This is a genomic window from Pseudomonas synxantha BG33R, from assembly GCF_000263715.2.
Lineage (GTDB): Bacteria > Pseudomonadota > Gammaproteobacteria > Pseudomonadales > Pseudomonadaceae > Aquipseudomonas > Aquipseudomonas synxantha_A.
Genome location: NZ_CM001514.1, coordinates 2937305 through 2957399, shown reverse-complemented (window position 1 = coordinate 2957399; position 20095 = coordinate 2937305). Strand labels below are relative to the sequence as shown.

The following is a 20095-nucleotide window of genomic DNA, read 5'->3' as shown; positions in this document are numbered from 1 at the left end:
ATCCAGTTGAACTCACAACCGATAGCGAATCCCCCTATTTAACAGAGTGTACATCCGCATCGCCCACCTAAAACCATCTGACAATGATCCTGCCGCCTCAAATTCATCATCAATCGCTGAAAAAATTTCATCCCCTAGTATTACCTGCATCTGAGACTTCATTGCCTTTCTGACTTTAACTGAAGGGATTTCAATACTTTTATAATAGATGCTTCCGAGGCGGAGCCCCATATCGAGCACTAGGGCTTCTTCATTCGTTAGCCATGAGCCGGCTTTGTGGAAACGCGTCGATACTCGATCAGCGTGAAGCTTGACTGTTTTCCAGTCAGCAGGAGTATTTTTTTCAGAAAGGCAAACTTTTCTAACGAGCGCAAGTGACTCAAGTATTATGCTGCTGTCTTTTGGTGGAAATATCTGTTGGGTACGGCGCTCTAGCCCCTGAATGACTGTAGTTAATTCATCGGGATCTTGGTTAACCATGTTGCCAACACTACCATGAATGAGCTCTACACCCTCCCACAGTTCACCGCCGTGATAGCCAATTTCCAATGCAGCGATCATTCGGTCTGGGTCAGACACCTTTACAGATGGTAATGATATCTGTGGATAGTGGTTTTTAAAAACCTGAGGATTCAGTAGTAGGCTAGCCACAATTTCGTCCCAATAAATGACAGATACCGCAAACAGTCCTTGAGCCACTCTGGCGTCAGATATGTCTCGCACTTGTTGCTGGAGGACTGCATCGTGATCGGTTGCGGTCGCGATAAACAGCGCTGTCAATCGCCCCCCAAATCCCTCGGCATTTGTAATCTCAGACGTGACATCTGTAAGTTTCAACTGCTCCCTATAACATTTACATTGAACCCCTACCGGCCGCCCAATATTGTCTGCGCCATAGATGTCTACTCCATTTTGAGCCTGGCCGGGCCGACCGTTTTTCTGCAAGTTTACGCTGCACCAGCGTAGCGCCTGAGCGTCTCTGACGATCGTTTCGAAATCCTGCCAGTTCGCAGGTATTGGTAAACGCATGGACTGGATAGTAGGCATAGCAATACCCGATAGTCTCGAAGAGGTCATGACCGTATCATTGCAAGTGTTTTTTTTCATGTTCCAATTAAAATTACCCTGATTTTTTAGGCAAAAACGAATAACTGCTATTTGCAGGGATTCGTCACCCTCCATCAAACCCCATGCCGCTCCACCAAAAAATCCACAAACGCCCTCACCCGCGCCGGCATCGCCCCTCCCCCCACAAACACCGCATGAATCGGCTCCACATCCCCCGGGTTAAAGTCCTCCAGCAACACCACCAACTCCCCCCGCTTCACCTCCTCCACCACACTAAACGCCCCAATCCGCGCAATTCCTGCCCCCAGCTTCGCCAACTGTGCCAATGCATCGCCACTGTTGCCCTCAATCGTCCCCGCCACCTTCAACGAAAACTCCCGCCCATCCACCCTGAACGGCCAATCCGGCGTCGCTCGGCGAAAGTTGAAGCGCAGGCAGTTGTGCTGGAGTAGATCCTGCGGCGTTACCGGGGTGCCATGCCTTGCCAGGTAGTCCGGTGAGGCGACGATCACCTGTCCGGTGGAGCCGATATGGCGGGCAGTCAGCGGGCTGTCGGCGAGGGGGCCGAAGCGGATGGCGACGTCGGCCTGGCCGCCGAGGATGTCCACGACTTCATCGCCGAGCATCAGGTCGACGACGATGGCGGGATAGCGGGCGCTGAAGGCGGCGATCAGCGGGACGATGGTCATGCGGCCATGGGCCAGCGCGGCGCTGACTCGCAGGCGGCCGCGTGGGGTGCCCTGGTCGGTGATGGCGTCTTCGACTTCGGCCATGTCTGCGAGGATGCGCCGGGCGCCGCGCAGGTAGGCTTCGCCTTCGGCGGTGAAGGTGATTGCGCGGGTAGTGCGCAGCAGCAGTCGGGTGCCGATGCGCTTTTCGGTGCGGGTGATGATGCGGCTGATGGACGATGGCGTCAGCCCCAGGGCTCGCGCCGCGCCCGACAGGCTGCCGTGCTCGGCGACCATGGCGAACACTTCCATCTCTCCTGACCGACCGCCGATATCCATTTGTGCCTCCTGCGCAAAGCTGTAGTTCCCGAGCCGGGGCTACTGCTTGATAAGGCTGGATTGTAGCATTCGGCACACAGATGAGGAGTCAACCATGCGTATCAATCCACCCCTTGTAGCCTTGTCCATCGGTGCCTTCGGCATTGGGGTCACGGAGTTTGCGCCCATGGGCATGTTGCCCGGTATTGCCGCCGATCTTGGCGTATCCATTCCAGCCGCCGGGCTGCTGGTGAGTGCCTATGCCATGGGCGTGCTGATCGGCGCGCCGATCATGACCCTTGCCACGGCGAGAGTGCCGCGTCGTTATTTGCTGATTGGGCTGATGGCGATTTTTACCTTGGGCAATTTATTGTCGGCGCTGGCCACCAACTATCAGACCTTGATGATCGCAAGGCTGGTGACGTCGCTGAACCACGGGGCGTTTTTCGGCATTGGTTCGATTGTGGCAGCCAGCGTGGTAGCGCCGGAGAAACGCGCGGGAGCGGTCGCGGCGATGTTTCTCGGGCTGACCTTGGCGACCATCGGCGGCGTGCCGCTGGCGACCTGGTTTGGCGAAAACTTTGGTTGGCGCACGGCGTTCTGGGGTATCAGCGGCCTCGGTGCGGTGGTAATGGCGGCGCTGTGGTGGGCGTTGCCGAATGCACCCGCGCCTAAAGGCGGCAGCCTGATGGCGGAAATCCGCGTATTGGGCCGCGGGCCGGTGCTGGCCGCGTTGGCGCTGACGGTGGTGGGCTCCAGTGCGATGTTCACGGTGTTCACTTACATCGCGCCGATTCTGCGCAACGTCACCCACGCCTCGACCAACTTCGTCACCGGGATGCTTGTGCTGTTCGGGATCGGGCTGACCCTGGGCAACGTGTGGGGCGGCAAGTCGGCCGACCGCTCGGTGGACCGTACCTTGATCACCTCGCTGGTGGTGTTGATTGCCGTGCTGCTGGCCTTCTCGGTACTGATGCAATGGCCGCTGCCTGCCGCCGTGTCGATCCTGCTATGGGGTGCCGCCAGTTTTGCGCTGGTACCGCCGTTGCAGATGCGTGTGATGGAGGCCGCCAAGGATGCGCCTAACCTGGCGTCGGCGATGAACATCGGCGCGTTCAATTTTGGCAATGCGATTGGTGCGGCGCTGGGTGGCGCGGTGATCAACGCCGGGTTGGGCTACCCGGCTATTTCCCTGGCCGGTGCAATCATGGCGGGCCTGGGCTTGATGATGGTGCTGGGTTTGGCCTGGCGCTCGCGGCGTGCGGGTTTACACACTTGCCGGGAAGCCGTGCAAGCCTGAACACCACGCTGGAAAGCCCCACCCAACTGCCTTATAACTACGCGCTTCAGTCAAGGAGACGCGTAATGAAAACCATGGTAGTTGGCGCCAGCAAAGGCCTGGGCAAGGCGCTGATCGAGGGGTTGGGCGAACCCGGGGATACGCTGATCGGTGTATCCCGCAGCCGTCCTGAACAGCTCAACCACAAGGCTGATGTGCAGGTGCGCTGGATCGAAGCCAACCTGGCCGAACCCGCCAAAGCTGCCCAGGCCATTGAGGCCGCGGTGGCCGAGAGCGGGTTGGATACCTTGATCTACAACCTGGGTATCTGGGAAGAATTTGCCTTCGACCCGGCGTACAACTTTTTGGCCGACGGTGATGAGCAGCTCGAAGCCATTGTCACGTGCAACATCACCGCTACCTTGTTGCTGATCAAACGCCTGCTGCCGGTGCTGCTCGACAGTGCCAACCCACGGATCATCCTGACTGGCTCGACCTCCGGCCTGCCGCAAAGTGGCCGCCCGGAGGTGGCCTTCGGTGCCTCCAAGTTTGCGTTGCGCGGGATTGCCGATGCCTTGCGTGAAGGCTATCGGCATCAGCGCCTGGGCGTGACCTGCCTGAACCTGGGTTACCTGAACACCGAAGACCCGTTGAGCACACCCCTCGCAGTGGCAGCGCAACGCGATCAGGGCCAGTCGATTCCTGTGCATGACGTGGTGCAAGTGGTGCGCATGACGCTGAACTTGTCCCCGGCCAGTTTCGTCAAGGACATCACCTTACCGGCGATCCTGGATGAGCGGTTCTGAACGGGGCAGAACGCCCGCGGTTATCGTCTAGACTTCACGCACCTTCCAACCCGAGGAGCCTTGCGATGAACAACAAAAATACGATCTGCCTCTGGTACAACAACGATGCCCTGGAGGCGGCGACCTTCTACGCCAACACCTTTCCCGACAGCAAAGTGGGGAACGTTCACCATGCGCCTGGCGACTACCCGGCGGGTAAACAGGGCGATGAGCTGACCGTGGAATTCACCGTGCTGGGTATCCCCTGCGTTGGCCTCAATGGCGGCCCGATGTTCAAGCACAGTGAGGCGTTTTCCTTTCAGGTGTCTACGGATGACCAGGAAGAAACCGATCGCTTGTGGCATGCCATCATCGACAATGGTGGGCAGGCAAGTGCTTGCGGTTGGTGCAAGGACAAGTGGGGGTTGTCGTGGCAGATTTCGCCACGGGTGTTGGTCGATGCGGTCACCAGTAAAGATCCTGTCGTGGCCAAGCGTGCGTTTGAGGCGATGATGAAGATGACCAAGATTGATATTGCAGCTATAGAAGACGCCGTGGCCGGACGTTGATGTGCATGATATCGATCCGAACTTGAAGGCCGCCAACTGTCATACAGATCACAAACATCCTTATTCGCAAAGGAGATTAAAAAATAAACTCAAAAACTATTTAATATAAAATACTGTGAACTCTTACAGTTACTGCAGGCTTACCGGCCGTGTAGTTTTCAAGTCGTAAACATCGCCCCACGAAGGGGCCTACTACGACATAAGGAAATGAACATGGCCCACAATCCAATGGGTACGGATCCTAGCGATTCCGAAAACGATCCGATTTTTAACGCCACCACTCAAAAACGCAACGTGGTCGATCCACGCACAGGCCTGTTCGAGGCCTTTATTCCCCTTCCCTCGATCGTCGGTAACGACGGCAGCGGCCCTGTGTTTGAAATGGGGCTTCACGGTGCCCCCACCGTCAATAACCTTTTCGGAATAGGGGATGACTTTTTTGTTAGGGTAACCACGTATAGCGTTGCGCGTAGCCTTTTAACATTGCATTCCGGCGAAACAATAAGTATAAAAGAAGGTGTCAATCCGAACCCACAAAACGATGCCGTTAAAGTCTCCTGGTCCGAAAACCAACTGACCGTAACGCGCAAGGACAAAAGATGTGAAGTATTGGAGCTGCTGGACAATACAGGCATCTATGTACCCAAAATATTGACAACCTATGAACACGGCCTCGACCTTGAACTGTCGAAAAACTTATATTTTACATGGATATCAACGCCCCACGTTATCGAGGGCAAAACGCATTATCAAATTCAATTAACAGGCATCACGGACAGCACCAAGCGAAACCTGCTCAAAATTGAATACACGACCCCCGCGCCGGATACATCGCCGGCCATTGGGACGGTCAAAATTATTTTCTGGCCTGATAATGCCACTCACACCCTCACCTACACGTTGGCACTTAAAGATTACGCCCTGCAATCCGTCACCCTCGGGGATACTCACAAAACCACCCTGGAGTATTTGGACCATCCGGTGTGTGGCTGGCTGTTGAACAAGATCACCAATTTCGACGGACTCCAAGAAGCGGTCGAATATAAAGACAACGGACTGACATTTCCGGACAATCCAAAGTTGTCGGCGTTGCCTTGCGTCAGTACTCACACACTCACCCCAGCGGGTGGCGGCACGCCTGTTATTACAACCTATACGTATGAGCGCCAAGATGAAAAAAAATACCGGACGATCATGACTGAGGGCGTACCGGCAATTCGCACCACGGTTTATCAATACAACGGTAACCATGACGTCGAGGCGGAGACGCTCTCCCAAGGTTCTGCCAAAACCCTGACGACGTATATTATGAATATGGATGATGGCCTTCACAATCGTGTAACCAAAGTAACTTACCAGCAAGCGAATAGAAGCCGGACAACGACAAACAAGAATTCTTTTAACGATAGCTCTGGCCTTGTCAAAAACCAACAACAGAACATTACCAGCGAGATGGACTATCTACGCTCGCCTGGAGAACCGCTTTACAACATTCAGAAAAATAGCGCCGGTACGCTAAGGGCCCGCGCATTACTAAACTCAATCGCACGCACTTCCAAGCAGGAACCAAATGACCAACCGGGCACCCCGTGGGAAACCGAAGACCGTACATATTATAGCCCATTCGCATCTGACGCCCTGGATACCAAGTTTGTCGAAACACCCGGTTTACTGGCAATCATCCCTGGATTGCCCGACTTGATCCCTACCTTACGTAATGTTGCCAAGTTTGAACTTTACCGGTATGAAATGCAGGACCTGATGGGGACCAAACTTTACAGTACGTTAGAATGCAGTTTAGCGACGGATAGACTTGCCGATGCCGCGTTTGTAGGCCAACAGTACGAATACTACGAGGCTAACTTTACAGAAGAAGGCACTGTCATCGAAGACTTTCGCACCGGACGCGTGAAGAGCATCCGCCGGTCGACATTGGGCAATAAATATTTGGCGCCCTTGGTGAGTGACCCTCTACGTTCGTTCGCCTATGCCTTGGGGGGCGTGGGTAATATCGAACTTACCACCACAACGACCGAAACCGATGAACACGGTAACAGCCGCACCTCATCGGAAACCAAGAGCACTCTTGACGGACGCCTCATTCGCCAAGTCGACATTGACGGCAACCGCACCGAGTACAGCTACAACAATAACGGTCAACTGAGCACCTTGACAGTGTGCGCGCAGAGCACTACCTATCGCCAGGTCACCACCTACAGTTACCCGGCGCCCGGGCAGATCCAAGTGACCGACCCCAATGGGCAAACCCGCTTGAGTCAGTACGACGGCCAGGACCGATTGGTCAGCGAATACCTGATCGAAGGCGGCCAAAAAAAACAAACCATGGCCGTCACCTACGACCGTATTGGGCGTGAACTGCGTAAAACCAAGTTTGATTACCAGGAGGGTTTGCCGCCCCTGCTTCATGAGTGGCAGGAGTTGAAATACGATGACTGGAATCAGGTCAGCGGCCGACGCTACAGTGATGGCAAGGAAGATTTCGACCTCAAGGACCCCATCGCACTGACGCTTACACAGTGGACCGGAAAGGCAATAGACAAGCACAGAATGATTACCACCTATAACTTGGATGAGACCATCAAGAAGATTGAATGGAAAGGCCAGGACGGCAACGTTTACCAGACCCAAACAGCCACCTACACCCGTGCCAGGCAGATCAAGCAACTGCACACGGACGGCGAACTGGGCGACACCACCATTGACTATACCTTCGATGGCAGTGGCCGTCTGTTGAGCGAAAAACATAGCGAAAAGAACAACGGAATACTGGCTCCCAGCTTGGTCTACACCTATTACTACACTTACCCTAAACACTGGCTGATGACCGAAGCCACCCAGATCGATATCGAATTCTCGAATAAACGCCACATACTGGGCAAACGCACCATCGACAGTTGGGGCCGAGTCACCTCACTCACCCGCGGCACGTGCACTGAAACTTATACTTATATAGGCGCCAGCTCAGTCCCTGCTTCAACCCAAACCGCCGATGGCACTCTACTCCAACATGAATACATCAAGGAGCTTGGCAACCGTTTGGCAAACACCGGGACGACCAACCGCACCGAGCAGCAATCTTACACCTACGCGTATGGGGCACAGAAGATCTCGTCTGCGAGCGAGGGCGATAAATTTCTCGAGTACAATCATGACGCCAATCTGCATGTAACCCGTCAGCATATACAAACTCAGCCTGGTCAAGCCAAAGAGACACTTTCCGATTACTCAATGGGGGGACGTCTGCTCACCAGCACAGACCCTAAAGGTCTTAAGTCACTTTTCATTTACGGCGCCGACCAGCGCAGAGCGGTCAACAATTTCCATTTTACATGTAGCCATGATTATGACAGTCAGGGACTTTTGAGTGAGGAGCGAATTATTGGTCCTTTTAACTCAACCGATCCGAAGGTCACCTTCGATGTGACATACACCTACGACGCAGAACGGCGTGAAACCAGTCGCCGATTTACACTCAGTGGCAAAGTTGACCTCAACATGGAGAGCGCGTATTACCGCGACGGCAAATTGAAATCGGTGTTGTTGAAACAGGACAACATCGTGCTGGGTTCACGCATCATGGCTTACACGCCGGGCGGGCGACTCAAGTCCTATACCACCACGGGTGTATGGCGACCCAAGACCCCAAAAAACCAGGACATCGACAAGCAAGAATTTACTTACGATGCCCTGGGGAATGTCACCACTTGCGTCACAAGCTTCGTTGGATTCAAGAACACCACAACCAACACCTACGACAGCCTGAACGGTTTTCGGTTGACGACAGTCAAGAACACCCATTCGGACTACCCCGCAGCCGCCACATTGAGTTACGACGCGGCCGGGCGGGTGATACAGGACGCTTCGGGAAAAAAATACGCGTATGACTGGCGCGGTCGATTGAGCAAGGCCGGAAGTATCCGTTATAGCTATGATCCCTCCAACCGACTGATGATCCGGGACAACAGTGGCAAGCAAACTCAACTCATCTACGACGGGCTATCGGTGTGTGGAGAATATTCCACTGCGGATAACGACAGCAGCCGGGAGCTGAACCCCGGGAGCGAGGGCTGTACGGTTTTACAGATCAAACGCTCGGGCGAGAAAACAACCCTGTTTGAACTCAGAGACCCCCATGGCACGGTAGTGACCAGCTATTACCTTGAGGCGCAAACTCTCAGGCATCACGCCTATACCGCATACGGCGAGCAATCCCCGGCTGCGACCGATTCCATGCTGGGTTTCAAGGGCGAATTCCTTGATGCCGATACGGGTCAATACGTTTTGGGGGCGGGCGGGCAAGGACGCTATTACTCAGCTTCCAGCATGTGTTTCTACACCCCGGACAGCCTCAGCCCTTTCGGGCCAGGTGGCCCTAATCTCTATGCCTACTGCGCCGAGGGTGATCCAGTCAATTTCAGCGACCCCAGCGGACATTTTTCAGTGAATAACGCTTTGTGGAATCAATGGCAGGGCCAAGGGCGAGAGCCTGGCCCCCTCTCGATCGAGGGCTTTACTCAATTCAGCAGCTGGGTTTTCGGTGCAGTTGGCATATTGGTCGCCGTCATAAGCGGGGGCACATCTTTACTGCTTACGGCTGCGCTGGTCGGGCTCGCGGTCGTGTCATTAGCGGCAAATATCGTATCGGTGCTTGTCCAAGATACCAACCCTGAACTCTCGCGTATTCTCGCCTGGGTGTCCTTTGGCACAGGAGTAGTGGGCGGCGGGGCCATGCTCCTTAAACAAGCAGCCTCTCTTGCCCTGTACCTGGGGCGCTCTGGACTCGCGATGGCCAGAAACCTTGTGTCTAGAACCTTCCCGAGCTTGATCCCCAGACTCAGACGACTCGGACAATTCAGAGACTATGGTCGCTTGTACAGGGATTTTTCACAGCCCAAGAACTCGCACATCGTCGGGCCGATAAAAGGCGATCCTGTGAAGGAGTTGGAACAAGGAAAGAGGGCCAAAAGCCTCTTTACTGCGGCTGAAGCCAACACGGTCGTATTTATTACGACTGGGACGCTTGGAAATATTGAAGCCTTTGACAATAATCTGGCTAACCAAACCAATAACCTCGTTGGCGACTTGACATCGTTACTTTGGGGCGCGTTTATGAAACATTGGCTGAAGGCCCGATAGCTCCAATAGAGCCATAAACGCGTCCTACTATGCCTCTGTCGAGATGGCCATAGCCGAACGCCGATGTGGAAGCGCTCAAGCTTTAGCGAGGCCGCGATGGCGGTGGGTCGGGCAACATAAATGCCGACAGTGCCGCCGCCTTTGCAGCCTCGCCAAGGCTCATCAACTGCCACAACTGATCGCCATCAGCCCCCTCCCGCGCATCATCTATGCGCCAAAAAAAGTCATGCATCGGACCGCCCGGTTGCGACCCGGGCGATACCGGCCTATGTTTCAAGCCATGCTGTGATTTGCTGTCCCCCACCCTGTGCCCATCCCGTAACCAGGTGACGACATGCCTACCCTTTCCCGTCCTGCCGTACTTGAACTGATCGGTAACACACCGCTGGTCAAGGTCAGCCGGTTCGATACCGGCCCTTGCACGCTGTTTCTAAAGCTTGAATCGCAAAACCCTGGCGGCTCCATCAAGGATCGCATCGGCCTGGCCATGATCGACGCCGCCGAGCGTGATGGGCGCTTGCGTCCTGGCGGTACCATCATCGAAGCCACCGCCGGCAATACCGGCCTGGGCCTGGCGCTGGTCGGCCGGGCCAAGGGTTACCGGGTGGTGTTGGTGGTGCCCGACAAGATGTCCACGGAAAAAGTCCTGCACTTGAAGGCCATGGGCGCCGAGGTGCACATCACCCGCTCCGATGTGGGCAAGGGCCACCCGGAGTATTACCAGGACGTAGCGGCACGCCTGGCCAAGGATATTCCGGGCTCGTTCTTTGCTGATCAGTTCAACAATCCGGCCAACCCGCTGGCCCACGAAACCAGCACCGCGCCGGAGATCTGGGCGCAGACCCAACATGATGTCGACGCGATCGTGGTCGGCGTCGGCTCGGCCGGCACCCTCACCGGCTTGACGCGTTTTTTCAAGCGTGTGCAGCCCGATCTCACGATGGTATTGGCCGATCCGGTGGGTTCAGTCATGGCCGAATACAGCCGCAGCCGGCAACTTGAAACGCCTGGCTCCTGGGCCGTGGAAGGCATCGGCGAAGACTTCATCCCATCGATTGCCGACCTGTCCAGCGTGCGCCATGCCTATTCCATCAGCGATGAAGAAAGCTTCGATCACGCCCGCCAATTGCTCAAGGCCGAAGGCATTCTCGGCGGCTCGTCCACCGGCACCCTGCTCGCCGCTGCCTTGCGCTACTGCCGCGAGCAAACCGAACCCAAGCGCGTGGTGACCTTTGTGTGCGACACCGGCACGCGTTATCTGTCCAAGGTTTACAACGACCAATGGATGAACGACGCCGGCCTGCTGCAGTACAAACACTACGGCGACCTGCGCGACCTGATCGCCCGCCGCTTCGAAGACGGCCGCGTGATCAGCGTGAGCCCCGACGACACCCTGCTCACCGCGTTCCAACGCATGCGCCTGGCGGATGTGTCGCAACTGCCGGTGCTGGTAGACGGCCAACAATTGGCGGGCGTGATCGACGAATCGGACATTCTGCTGGGCCTGCACCATGACGCGGCGGACTTTTCCATGACCGTCGCCAGCGCCATGACCGACACCTTGCACACCCTGCCCCCCAGCGCCAGCCTGGCCGAGTTGCAGGCGGAGCTGGATCGCGGCCTGGTTGCCATTATTGCCGACGCCTCGGGCTTCCATGGCCTGATCACCCGCGTCGACCTGCTTAATCACCTACGGAGATCCCTTGCATGAGTCAGCCCGATAAAAGCGCGTTTGCCACCCGTGTGATCCACGCCGGGCAGTCACCCGACCCGACCACGGGCGCGCTGATGCCGCCGATCTACGCCAACTCCACTTACCTGCAAGACAGCCCCGGTGTGCACAAGGGCTTCGACTACGGCCGCTCCCACAACCCCACGCGTTTTGCCCTGGAGCGCTGCGTGGCCGACCTTGAAGGCGGCAGCCAGGCGTTTGCATTTGCCTCGGGGCTGGCGGCGATTTCCACCGTGCTCGAATTGCTCGATGCCGGTGCGCATATCGTTTCGGGCAATGACCTGTATGGCGGCACCTTCCGGCTGTTCGACAAGGTGCGCCAGCGCAGCGCTGGGCACCGTTTCAGCTATGTCGACCTGAGCGACTTATCGGCCTTTGAAGCGTCGTTGCAGGACGACACGCGCATGGTCTGGGTCGAGACCCCGAGCAACCCGCTGCTGAGCCTCACCGACCTGCGCGCCGTCGCACGCATCTGCCGTGCCCGCGGAATTATCTGCGTGGCCGACAACACCTTCGCCAGCCCGTGGATCCAGCGGCCACTGGAACTGGGTTTCGATATCGTGGTGCACTCCACTACCAAGTATCTGAACGGGCATTCCGATGTGATCGGCGGTATCGCCGTTGTCGGTGACAATCCGGACCTGGCCGAACGCCTGGGCTTCCTGCAAAACTCGGTCGGTGCCATTGCCGGGCCGTTCGATGCGTTCCTGACCCTGCGCGGTGTGAAAACCCTGGCGCTGCGCATGGAGCGCCATTGCAGCAATGCCCTGGAGCTGGCCACCTGGCTGGAACAGCAACCGCAAGTGGCGCGGGTGTATTACCCCGGCCTGAAATCCCACCCACAGCACGCGCTGGCCAAGCAGCAAATGCGCGGTTTTGGCGGGATGATTTCGGTGGATTTGAACAGTGACCTGGCCGGTGCCAGGCGCTTTCTGGAGAACGTCAGCATCTTCGCCCTGGCCGAGAGCCTGGGGGGCGTGGAAAGCCTGATCGAACACCCGGCGATCATGACGCACGCGAGCATCCCGGCGGCCACGCGGGCGCAGTTGGGGATTGGTGATGGGTTGGTGCGGTTGTCGGTGGGGGTTGAGGATGTGGAGGATCTGCGAGCGGACTTAGCCCAAGCCTTGGCACACATTTAACGTCAAACATCGAGCAAAATGTGGGAGGGGGCTTGCTCCCGATAGTAGGGTGTCAGTCAATGTATTTGTTGACTGATACACCGCTATCGGGAGCAAGCCCCCTCCCACATTAAATCAACTGCGTAATCAGCCTTGGGTGATGTTAGCCCGCGCCGTATGCAGCTTCTTGTAGCTGTCGATCAAGCGTAGATGCCGGTCCAGCCCTTCGAGCTTCATGCTGGTCGGCGTCAGCCCGTAAAAGCGCACACTGCCGTCCACCGAGCCGATCACCGCATCCATACGCTCATTGCCGAACATGCGCCGGAAATTGGCCTCGTAGTCGGCCAGTTCCAGGTCGTCATCCAGCTCCATCTCCAGCACCGCGTTCATCGCCTGGTAAAACAGGCCGCGCTCGACGGTGTTGTCGTTGTACTGCAGGAACATCTCCACGCATTCCTTGGCTTCTTCATACTGCTTGAGGGCCAGGAATATCAAAAGCTTCAGCTCAAGGATGGTCAATTGGCCCCACGCGGTGTTGTCGTCGAACTCGATGCCGATCAGGGTGGTGATGTCGGTGTAGTCGTCCAGCTCGCTTTCAATCAGGCGTTCGACCAAGGCTTGCAGCTCGTCCTCGTTGAGGCGATGCAGGTTGAGGATGTCTTCGCGGAAGAACAGCGCCTTGTTGGTGTTATCCCAGATCAGGTCGTCCACCGGGTAGATTTCCGAATAGTCCGGCACCAGGATGCGGCAGGCGGTGGCGCCCAGGTGTTCGTACACCGCCATGTAGCACTCCTTGCCCATGCCTTCGAGGATGCCGAACAGCGTCGCGGCCTCCTGGGCGTTGGAGTCTTCGCCGTGGCCTGAGAAGTCCCACTCGACGAACTCGTAATCTGACTGGTCGCTGAAGAAGCGCCACGACACCACGCCGCTGGAGTCGATAAAGTGCTCGACGAAATTGTTCGGCTCGGTCACCGCCTGGCCTTCGAAGGTCGGCTGCGGCAGGTCGTTCAAACCTTCGAAGCTGCGGCCTTGCAGCAGCTCGGTGAGGCTGCGTTCCAGCGCCACTTCCAGGCTCGGGTGCGCACCGAAGGAGGCAAACACGCCACCGGTGCGCGGGTTCATCAAGGTCACGCACATCACCGGGAATTCACCGCCCAGGGATGCATCCTTGACCAGCACCGGGAAACCCTGGGCCTCCAGCCCCTCAATACCGGCGAGGATGCCAGGGTATTTGGCCAACACCTCGGCGGGTACGTCCGGCAGGGCGAATTCGCCTTCGATGATTTCGCGCTTCACCGCCCGCTCGAAAATCTCCGACAGGCACTGCACCTGGGCTTCGGCCAGGGTGTTGCCGGCACTCATGCCGTTGCTCAGGTAGAGGTTTTCGATCAGGTTGGAAGGGAAATACACCACTTCACCATCGGACTGGCGCACGAACGGCAGCGAGACAATGCCACGGGCTTCGTTGCCGGAGTTGGTGTCAAACAGGTGCGAACCGCGCAACTCGCCCTCGCGGTTGTAGATCTTCAGGCAGTAGGCATCGAGGATTTCACTCGGCAGCTCATCGTCCGGGCCCGGCTGAAACCAGCGCTCATCCGGATAATGCACGAACGGTGCATTGGCCAGCTCTTCGCCCCAGAACTGGTCGTTGTAGAAGAAGTTGCAGTTGAGCCGCTCGATAAACTCGCCCAGCGCCGACGCCAGTGCGCCCTCCTTCGTCGCGCCCTTGCCGTTGGTAAAGCACATCGGCGAATGCGCATCGCGCACATGCAACGACCAGACGTTGGGCACGATATTGCGCCACGAGGCGATCTCGATCTTCATGCCCAGCCCGGCGAGGATGCCGGACATGTTGGCGATGGTCTGCTCCAGCGGCAGGTCCTTGCCAGCAATGTAGGTGCCCGCGTCGGACGTGGAATTGGGCATCAACAACGCCTGCGCGTCGGCGTCGAGATTTTCCACCTGCTCAATCACGAACTGCGGCCCGGCCTGCACCACTTTCTTCACGGTGCAACGGTCGATGGAACGCAGGATGCCCTGTCGGTCCTTGTCCGAGATGTCCGCCGGCAGCTCGACCTGGATCTTGAAAATCTGGTTGTAGCGGTTTTCCGGGTCGACGATGTTGTTCTGCGACAGGCGAATATTCTCGGTGGGAATATTGCGCGTCTGGCAGTACAACTTCACAAAGTACGCCGCACACAACGCCGACGAAGCCAGGAAGTAATCGAATGGCCCCGGTGCCGACCCGTCGCCCTTGTAGCGGATGGGCTGGTCGGCAATGACCGTGAAGTCATCGAACTTGGCTTCAAGCCGAAGGTTGTCGAGAAAGTTGACCTTAATTTCCATGCGGGCACACCAGAATAACGAGCTAAACAAATTGGCGGCCATTATGAAGCGTTTCGCCGGGAAGTCTCAGGGTTTTGCGTGTGGGTTGCCGATCGGTGGTAACGTCCAACCGACCCACACTTGAATCGCGATACTCATCCCTACAAGGACAGGCCATGGAACCGATAGCGACGAACGCTGCACTGGTGATCATTGATATGCAGAAAGGCATGGCCGATCCCGCCCTTGGCCGCCGCAACAACCCAGACGCCGAACTGCGCATACAACAGTTGCTCAATGCCTGGCGACAGGCGCAACGCCCGATCATCCATGTGCGGCATATCTCCCGCTCTGACGCTTCGGTGTTTCGGCCAGGCCAGCCCGGCTGTGAGTTCCAGGATGCGTTGCACCCCCTGGCCCACGAGCATGTGGTGGAAAAAAACGTACCGGATGCATTCAGCGCCACGGGCCTGGAGCGCTGGCTGCACCTGCGCTCGATCCACCAGTTGGTGATCGTTGGCGTCATCACCAACAACTCCGTGGAATCCACCGCCCGCTCGGGCGGCAACCTGGGATTTGACGTGATCGTGGCGGCAGATGCGTGTTTTACCTTCGATCAAACCGACTTGTCGGGACGGCTGTGGCTCGCCGAAGACGTGCATGCGTTGTCGCTGAGTAACTTGGCGATGGACTATGCCAGGGTGCTCAACACCGGGGGAATCCTGGCCAGTCACTGACAAGGAAGATGGATGTGTCTCAGGGCAAGCACGTTGTGGTGCTTGGATCAATACATCCGCTTGCTCCCGTGACGGCCTTAAAGCCGCCGCCCGGCGTGGCCCAGTAATCCTGGCCGGCCAAGGTGCCGTCTTTGTGTACGAAGCGAAACAGCAGCACTTGCTGTGCAAGGTTTATAACCAGCAATCGTGCGGTTTTGCGTTCACGCATCTGATTGATTCCTTTCTATAAGTGCCGAAACCATCCAGCTCAAAAACGCCCGTAGCCGTGTAGTGAATGCCTCGCCCTCGGCGCTCGGGTTGCGTGCCTCAAACAGGAAGTAGGCGATTTGCACGCGCATGTTCGGGTAATGCCGAACGAACAACCCGACGTAGTCTTCCAGGGTTTGCGGCCAGCGTTGCGCGTCTTGCGCTCGCAGGGTGTGGGTAGCGCGGATCAAGGCCCGCGCTGCTTCCCGCTGCAGGCCAAGCCGTGTGTGTTCAGTGCCGGCCTGTTCGATGCGCACCAGGTACGCCGTAAGCGCCTGTTCAAAATCGCCGTTGACCGCCAGGGCGATTGAGCGGGACGGGCGAAACGGTTCGAAGTGCCGTGACAGGTCTTCGCCCCAGATACAGCGGCAATGATGTTTAAGCCAGAAGCCCCAACTGTTTCGGTTCTCGGGCGCCAACACCTGGGCGCGGTGGCCGATGTCAAAGTCGATCTTGGTGACTTGGGGATGCCGTTGCTCCAAGGCGAGTCGGGCGGACTCCAATTGTTCAAGCACGGGCGCATCCGGTGGTTCGACCAGTATCAGTGAAAGGTCAAGGTCGGAAACTCCGGCCTCGCTCTCGCCCCGTGCAATGCTGCCATACAGGTAAATCCCGTGCAGCCCCAGCGCAGGCTGGGACAGGGTGACGCAGATGTCCGCCAGGAGGGGCTGGAACTCGGATTGTATAGGCGCATCGGCGACGGTGAGGATATAGCCGTCGGCATCGATGCCTGCAGGTTTTTGCGGGGTCATGGGCGGTGCACCTCAATCACCAGGCCTTCCTCTTCACTCGGCACGCAGAAGTGGCGAGTGATCAGGTCGAACTCGGCGTCGGTCGCGGCAAAATCATGCTCACCCCGGGCGTTACGCTCATGCAGGCGGGCGCGGCAGGTGGCATCGTCCAGTTCCAGATAATGCAGGCAGTGCGGCACCTCGGCCGCCTGGGCCAGGCCTAGCAACCATTGGCGATTGGCGAGGGTGTTGGCGGGAAAATCCAGCACCACGTTGACACCGGACGCCAGCAGCTCGATCACCAGCGGCTCAAGCACGCCGCGAACCCGCTGGGCACAACGCAGGTAGTCGGCAATGCTCTGGATCTCACCGGGGTAGAGAGTGGCCAGCCAGTGGTCTTCGCTGAGCACAATGGCCGCGTGCTCGGCAGCCAGGGTTTTGGCGAGCGTGGACTTGCCAGAGGCGATCTTGCCGCACAACAGATGCAGGGTTGGCATAAAACGATTCCTTGTTGGGGCCAAGCAGGATGAGTCATGGAGCTGGCGTCGTAAACACATCCAGCTACATCTGCCAGGAAACATCTCCACCTCTCAATGAACTTTCTGACAAATGACAGGCTCCTTTCCTATGCGAAGTCAGCGCACCTTGAGTCCAGGGTGCAGAACGATAAGGAGCCGCCACCGACATGACTACCCTACCCACCTACCCCGTCGTCAGACCTGGCCCGCTGCATGGGACCTTACTGGCCGGCACTGTGCCGTTGTTTCTCGGCGCCTTGCTCAGTGATATCGCCTACGGCCAGAGTTACCAGATCCAATGGGCCAACTTCGCCTCCTGGCTGATCGCCGGGGCGCTGGTGTTCTGTGGTTTTGCCCTGTTGTTTGCGTTGGTCAATCTGGTGCGTGCCGAACACAAGGGCGGGCGCCCCGTGGCGTATTTCCTGCTGTTGTTGGCTACTTGGGTACTCGGGCTGATCAATGCCTTCCAACACGCCAAGGACGCGTACGCCATGATGCCCACCGGCCTGGTGCTGTCGGCGATTGTCACCGCCCTGGCGATCATCGCCACCTGGATCGGCTTGACCAACCTGCGCTCAGGAGCTGCCCGATGAAACCACTCAACACATTGACCGTGCTCAGCGCTGCCCTGTTGCTGAGTGCCTGTGGCGGCGAAGGTGACAAGACCCAGGCCCGCGGCCCCGATCCCAAGCTGCCCGAACAACAAAGCAGCCTGCTGCCGAGCATGAAGATCGCCGAGCCCACGCCTTGGGGCGAACAAAAGCCCAAGGTGCCCGAAGGCTACAGCGTGACCGCCATCGCCACCGACCTGGCAATCCCCCGCCAAACCCTGGTGTTGCCCAACGGCGACATCCTCGTAGCCGAAGGCCGTGGCGGCAGTGCGGCCAAGCTCAAGCCCAAGGACGTGATTGCCAGCGTGATCAAGGCTCAGGGCAACACCAAGGTCAAAGGCGGCAACCGCATTACCCTGCTGCGCGATGCCGACGGCGACGGCACCTATGAACTCAAGACCGTGTTCGCCGACAACCTCAACGCCCCCTATGGTTTGGCATACGCCGACGGCAAACTCTATGTGGCCAACCAGGACGCGCTGGTGCGTTTCGATTACGCCGACGGCCAGACCAAGGCCAGTGCGCCGCCGGTCAAAGTCACCGACCTGCCGGCGCAGATCAATCACCACTGGACCAAGTCCTTGGCGGTCAGTGATGACGGGCGCCAGCTGTATGTGGGCATCGGCTCCAACAGCAACATCACCGAGCGCGGCATGGAAGTGGAGATCGACCGCGCCATGGTCTGGCAGATCGACGCGGCCACTGGCGCGCACAAACCCTACGCTACCGGGCTACGCAACCCCACGGCGCTGACCATCCAACCGGGCTCCGGGCAACTGTGGACGGTGGTCAACGAACGCGATGAACTCGGCCCCGACCTGGTGCCGGACTACCTGACGTCAGTGCGCGAAGGTGCCTTCTACGGTTGGCCCTACAGCTACTGGGGCCAGAACGTCGACCCACGGGCACAACCGCAGAACCCAGCCAAAGTAGCCTCGGCGATCAAGCCCGATTACAGCCTGGGTTCCCACGTGGCTGCACTGGGTGTGGATTTCTCCATCCCAGCCATGGGTGAAAAATTTGCCGACGGCGTGTTTGTCGGCGAACACGGCAGCTGGAACCGCGACAATCCGGTGGGCTACAAGGTGATCTTCGTGCCGTTCAGCAATGGCAAGCCCGCTGGCGAACCCATCGACTTCGCCACCGGCTTTCGGGGTGACGATGGCAAGACCCGTGGGCGCCCGGTGGGCGTGACGGTGGACCCCAAAGGCGCACTGATCATTGCCGACGACCTGGCCAATACCCTTTGGCGCGTCACCCGTAATAAATAACCGGGGGTGACAGGGGCGGCGACGCCCCTGTCAGTCGTCCTTCTGCAATTGCGCTTCAAGCCAGGCCAGCAACGCAGCCACCTCCTCCCGACTGCTTGCCCCATGCTGCCTGTACACCGAAATAGCCTCCGGCAGAAACACGCTTTCAGCACAGGGGCGCACCAGTGCCCCACTGTCAATCAGCCTGCTGGCGGTGCGACGCCAGCCCATGGCAACACCGTGCCCTTCCACCGCCGCCTGCAACATCAGCGGGTAGCTGTCGAAGGTGGCACTGCGCGCATCTTTGGCCAACACCCGCCCAAACACCTGCAGCCACTCATCCCACTCCATCAAGTGCGGAGGTTCAGAGCTATGGTGCAAAAAGGTGCAAGGCTGTAACTCAGCGAGCGCTAACGGCTGCTGCGGGCACAGGTAGGCGGGACTGCACACCGGAAACACTTCATCAGAAGCGGTAAACATCAGCGTATGGGCACCACTGGCGCGCCGGGTACTTTGCAGGGCTACATCGAAGTGGCCCTCGAATTGCGTGATGGGCCGCGTACAGGTCACCACCTGGATCTCGACCTGCGGATATTGCTGATGGAACGTCGACAGGCGCGGCATCAACCAATAGAACGCCTCGCACAACTGGCACAACAGCACCACCCGATTGCGTAGCGGCGCCGCGCGCAGCTGAGCCGCGCCATCACTGATGCTTTGCAACGCGGCACTGACCACCCGCCCCAATTCACGCCCCTCTTGCGTCAGGAACACCGCACGGTTGCGCCGACTAAAGAGTTTCACCCCCAGGTTATCTTCCAGCCCGCGAATCTGCCGGCTGACAGCCGCCTGGGTGATGTGCAGTTCATCGGCCGCCTTGGAAAAACTTTCCAGGCGCGCAGCGGCTTCAAACGGCAACAGGCTGGCGAGGGGCGGTAAGGTTTTGCCAAGTAGATTCATAATCTGAGGTAATGCATCAA

Annotated in this window: 16 protein-coding genes and 1 pseudogene; 9 read left to right on the top strand and 8 right to left on the bottom strand. The window is 57.9% G+C overall.

Features of this window, described 5'->3' with window-relative positions; translation table 11 throughout:
- Positions 1-12: 12 nt before the first annotated feature.
- Both PSEBG33_RS14275 and PSEBG33_RS14280 read right to left on the bottom strand, forming a co-directional pair.
- On the bottom strand, positions 13-1182 hold the full coding sequence (locus PSEBG33_RS14275) for a hypothetical protein (protein ID WP_005787982.1): 1170 nt from the start codon (positions 1180-1182) through the stop codon (positions 13-15).
- Entirely contained in the window at positions 1182-2075 is an 894-nt protein-coding gene (locus PSEBG33_RS14280; protein WP_005787980.1) for a LysR family transcriptional regulator, read from the bottom strand. The genes PSEBG33_RS14275 and PSEBG33_RS14280 overlap by 1 nt, the downstream gene beginning before the upstream one ends.
- 94 nt (positions 2076-2169) lie before the next feature.
- Here PSEBG33_RS14280 and PSEBG33_RS14285 point away from each other — a divergent pair, with 94 nt between their 5' ends.
- The 4 genes from PSEBG33_RS14285 to PSEBG33_RS14300 all read left to right on the top strand — a co-directional run bounded on the left by PSEBG33_RS14285 (position 2170) and on the right by PSEBG33_RS14300 (position 9844).
- Positions 2170-3354, top strand: coding sequence for an MFS transporter (locus PSEBG33_RS14285; protein ID WP_005787978.1), 1185 nt, complete (start codon positions 2170-2172; stop codon positions 3352-3354).
- A gap of 65 nt (positions 3355-3419) precedes the next feature.
- A complete protein-coding gene (locus tag PSEBG33_RS14290; RefSeq protein ID WP_005787976.1) occupies positions 3420-4139 on the top strand; it encodes an SDR family NAD(P)-dependent oxidoreductase in 720 nt (239 codons plus the stop codon).
- Positions 4140-4204: 65 nt separating this feature from the next.
- Positions 4205-4687 (top strand): VOC family protein, encoded by a 483-nt coding sequence (locus PSEBG33_RS14295; protein WP_005787974.1) that lies wholly within the window; start codon positions 4205-4207, stop codon positions 4685-4687.
- A 213-nt stretch (positions 4688-4900) separates the two neighbouring features.
- The gene (locus tag PSEBG33_RS14300; RefSeq protein ID WP_032803512.1) at positions 4901-9844 is read left to right on the top strand and encodes an RHS repeat-associated core domain-containing protein; all 4944 of its coding nucleotides are present in this window, start codon (positions 4901-4903) and stop codon (positions 9842-9844) included.
- An 82-nt stretch (positions 9845-9926) separates the two neighbouring features.
- On the opposite strand, the gene PSEBG33_RS29340 is transcribed toward PSEBG33_RS14300, so the two are convergent.
- Positions 9927-10076, bottom strand: coding sequence for a hypothetical protein (locus PSEBG33_RS29340; RefSeq protein ID WP_157264155.1), 150 nt, complete (start codon positions 10074-10076; stop codon positions 9927-9929).
- Between the two features lie 102 nt (positions 10077-10178).
- Here PSEBG33_RS29340 and PSEBG33_RS14305 point away from each other — a divergent pair, with 102 nt between their 5' ends.
- Positions 10179-11555 carry a pyridoxal-phosphate dependent enzyme gene (locus PSEBG33_RS14305; RefSeq protein WP_005787970.1) on the top strand — a complete coding sequence of 459 codons (1377 nt, stop codon included), beginning with the start codon at positions 10179-10181 and terminating at the stop codon, positions 11553-11555.
- Entirely contained in the window at positions 11552-12718 is a 1167-nt protein-coding gene (locus PSEBG33_RS14310) for a cystathionine gamma-synthase (RefSeq protein ID WP_005787968.1), read from the top strand. The genes PSEBG33_RS14305 and PSEBG33_RS14310 overlap by 4 nt, the downstream gene beginning before the upstream one ends.
- A gap of 126 nt (positions 12719-12844) precedes the next feature.
- Here the strand turns inward: PSEBG33_RS14310 and PSEBG33_RS14315 are convergent, their stop codons facing one another.
- Positions 12845-15043, bottom strand: coding sequence for an OsmC domain/YcaO domain-containing protein (locus PSEBG33_RS14315; RefSeq protein ID WP_005787966.1), 2199 nt, complete (start codon positions 15041-15043; stop codon positions 12845-12847).
- A 155-nt stretch (positions 15044-15198) separates the two neighbouring features.
- Between PSEBG33_RS14315 and PSEBG33_RS14320 the strand changes: the two genes are divergently transcribed.
- Positions 15199-15759 carry a cysteine hydrolase family protein gene (locus PSEBG33_RS14320; RefSeq protein WP_005787964.1) on the top strand — a complete coding sequence of 187 codons (561 nt, stop codon included), beginning with the start codon at positions 15199-15201 and terminating at the stop codon, positions 15757-15759.
- Between the two features lie 76 nt (positions 15760-15835).
- On the opposite strand, the pseudogene PSEBG33_RS27360 reads toward PSEBG33_RS14320, so the two are convergent.
- The 3 genes and pseudogenes from PSEBG33_RS27360 to PSEBG33_RS14330 all read right to left on the bottom strand — a co-directional run.
- Positions 15836-15967, bottom strand: a pseudogene (locus tag PSEBG33_RS27360) (DNA mismatch repair protein MutT); the annotation flags it as partial.
- A complete protein-coding gene (locus PSEBG33_RS14325; RefSeq protein ID WP_005787960.1) occupies positions 15960-16757 on the bottom strand; it encodes a nucleotidyltransferase domain-containing protein in 798 nt (265 codons plus the stop codon). The pseudogene PSEBG33_RS27360 and the gene PSEBG33_RS14325, both read right to left, overlap by 8 nt.
- The gene (locus PSEBG33_RS14330; protein WP_005787958.1) at positions 16754-17233 is read right to left on the bottom strand and encodes an AAA family ATPase; all 480 of its coding nucleotides are present in this window, start codon (positions 17231-17233) and stop codon (positions 16754-16756) included. The genes PSEBG33_RS14325 and PSEBG33_RS14330 overlap by 4 nt, the downstream gene beginning before the upstream one ends.
- A gap of 188 nt (positions 17234-17421) precedes the next feature.
- Between PSEBG33_RS14330 and PSEBG33_RS14335 the strand changes: the two genes are divergently transcribed.
- On the top strand, positions 17422-17847 hold the full coding sequence (locus tag PSEBG33_RS14335) for a DUF2231 domain-containing protein (protein ID WP_005787957.1): 426 nt from the start codon (positions 17422-17424) through the stop codon (positions 17845-17847).
- The gene (locus PSEBG33_RS14340; RefSeq protein ID WP_005787955.1) at positions 17844-19136 is read left to right on the top strand and encodes a PQQ-dependent sugar dehydrogenase; all 1293 of its coding nucleotides are present in this window, start codon (positions 17844-17846) and stop codon (positions 19134-19136) included. Before PSEBG33_RS14335 ends, PSEBG33_RS14340 begins: the two co-directional genes overlap by 4 nt.
- A gap of 30 nt (positions 19137-19166) precedes the next feature.
- On the opposite strand, the gene PSEBG33_RS14345 is transcribed toward PSEBG33_RS14340, so the two are convergent.
- Positions 19167-20075, bottom strand: a complete 909-nt coding sequence (locus PSEBG33_RS14345; RefSeq protein WP_005787953.1) for a LysR substrate-binding domain-containing protein — start codon at positions 20073-20075, stop codon at positions 19167-19169.
- Positions 20076-20095: the final 20 nt, after the last annotated feature.

What these genes read in the sequence shown, in the direction of transcription:
- PSEBG33_RS14275 (WP_005787982.1), bottom strand. Translation starts at nt 1,182, where the DNA reads ATGGAGGGTGACGAATCCCTGCAAATAGCAGTTATTCGTTTTTGCCTA.
- PSEBG33_RS14280 (WP_005787980.1), bottom strand. Translation starts at nt 2,075, where the DNA reads ATGGATATCGGCGGTCGGTCAGGAGAGATGGAAGTGTTCGCCATGGTC.
- PSEBG33_RS14285 (WP_005787978.1), top strand. Translation starts at nt 2,170, where the DNA reads ATGCGTATCAATCCACCCCTTGTAGCCTTGTCCATCGGTGCCTTCGGC.
- PSEBG33_RS14290 (WP_005787976.1), top strand. Translation starts at nt 3,420, where the DNA reads ATGAAAACCATGGTAGTTGGCGCCAGCAAAGGCCTGGGCAAGGCGCTG.
- PSEBG33_RS14295 (WP_005787974.1), top strand. Translation starts at nt 4,205, where the DNA reads ATGAACAACAAAAATACGATCTGCCTCTGGTACAACAACGATGCCCTG.
- PSEBG33_RS14300 (WP_032803512.1), top strand. Translation starts at nt 4,901, where the DNA reads ATGGCCCACAATCCAATGGGTACGGATCCTAGCGATTCCGAAAACGAT.
- PSEBG33_RS29340 (WP_157264155.1), bottom strand. Translation starts at nt 10,076, where the DNA reads ATGCATGACTTTTTTTGGCGCATAGATGATGCGCGGGAGGGGGCTGAT.
- PSEBG33_RS14305 (WP_005787970.1), top strand. Translation starts at nt 10,179, where the DNA reads ATGCCTACCCTTTCCCGTCCTGCCGTACTTGAACTGATCGGTAACACA.
- PSEBG33_RS14310 (WP_005787968.1), top strand. Translation starts at nt 11,552, where the DNA reads ATGAGTCAGCCCGATAAAAGCGCGTTTGCCACCCGTGTGATCCACGCC.
- PSEBG33_RS14315 (WP_005787966.1), bottom strand. Translation starts at nt 15,043, where the DNA reads ATGGAAATTAAGGTCAACTTTCTCGACAACCTTCGGCTTGAAGCCAAG.
- PSEBG33_RS14320 (WP_005787964.1), top strand. Translation starts at nt 15,199, where the DNA reads ATGGAACCGATAGCGACGAACGCTGCACTGGTGATCATTGATATGCAG.
- PSEBG33_RS14325 (WP_005787960.1), bottom strand. Translation starts at nt 16,757, where the DNA reads ATGACCCCGCAAAAACCTGCAGGCATCGATGCCGACGGCTATATCCTC.
- PSEBG33_RS14330 (WP_005787958.1), bottom strand. Translation starts at nt 17,233, where the DNA reads ATGCCAACCCTGCATCTGTTGTGCGGCAAGATCGCCTCTGGCAAGTCC.
- PSEBG33_RS14335 (WP_005787957.1), top strand. Translation starts at nt 17,422, where the DNA reads ATGACTACCCTACCCACCTACCCCGTCGTCAGACCTGGCCCGCTGCAT.
- PSEBG33_RS14340 (WP_005787955.1), top strand. Translation starts at nt 17,844, where the DNA reads ATGAAACCACTCAACACATTGACCGTGCTCAGCGCTGCCCTGTTGCTG.
- PSEBG33_RS14345 (WP_005787953.1), bottom strand. Translation starts at nt 20,075, where the DNA reads ATGAATCTACTTGGCAAAACCTTACCGCCCCTCGCCAGCCTGTTGCCG.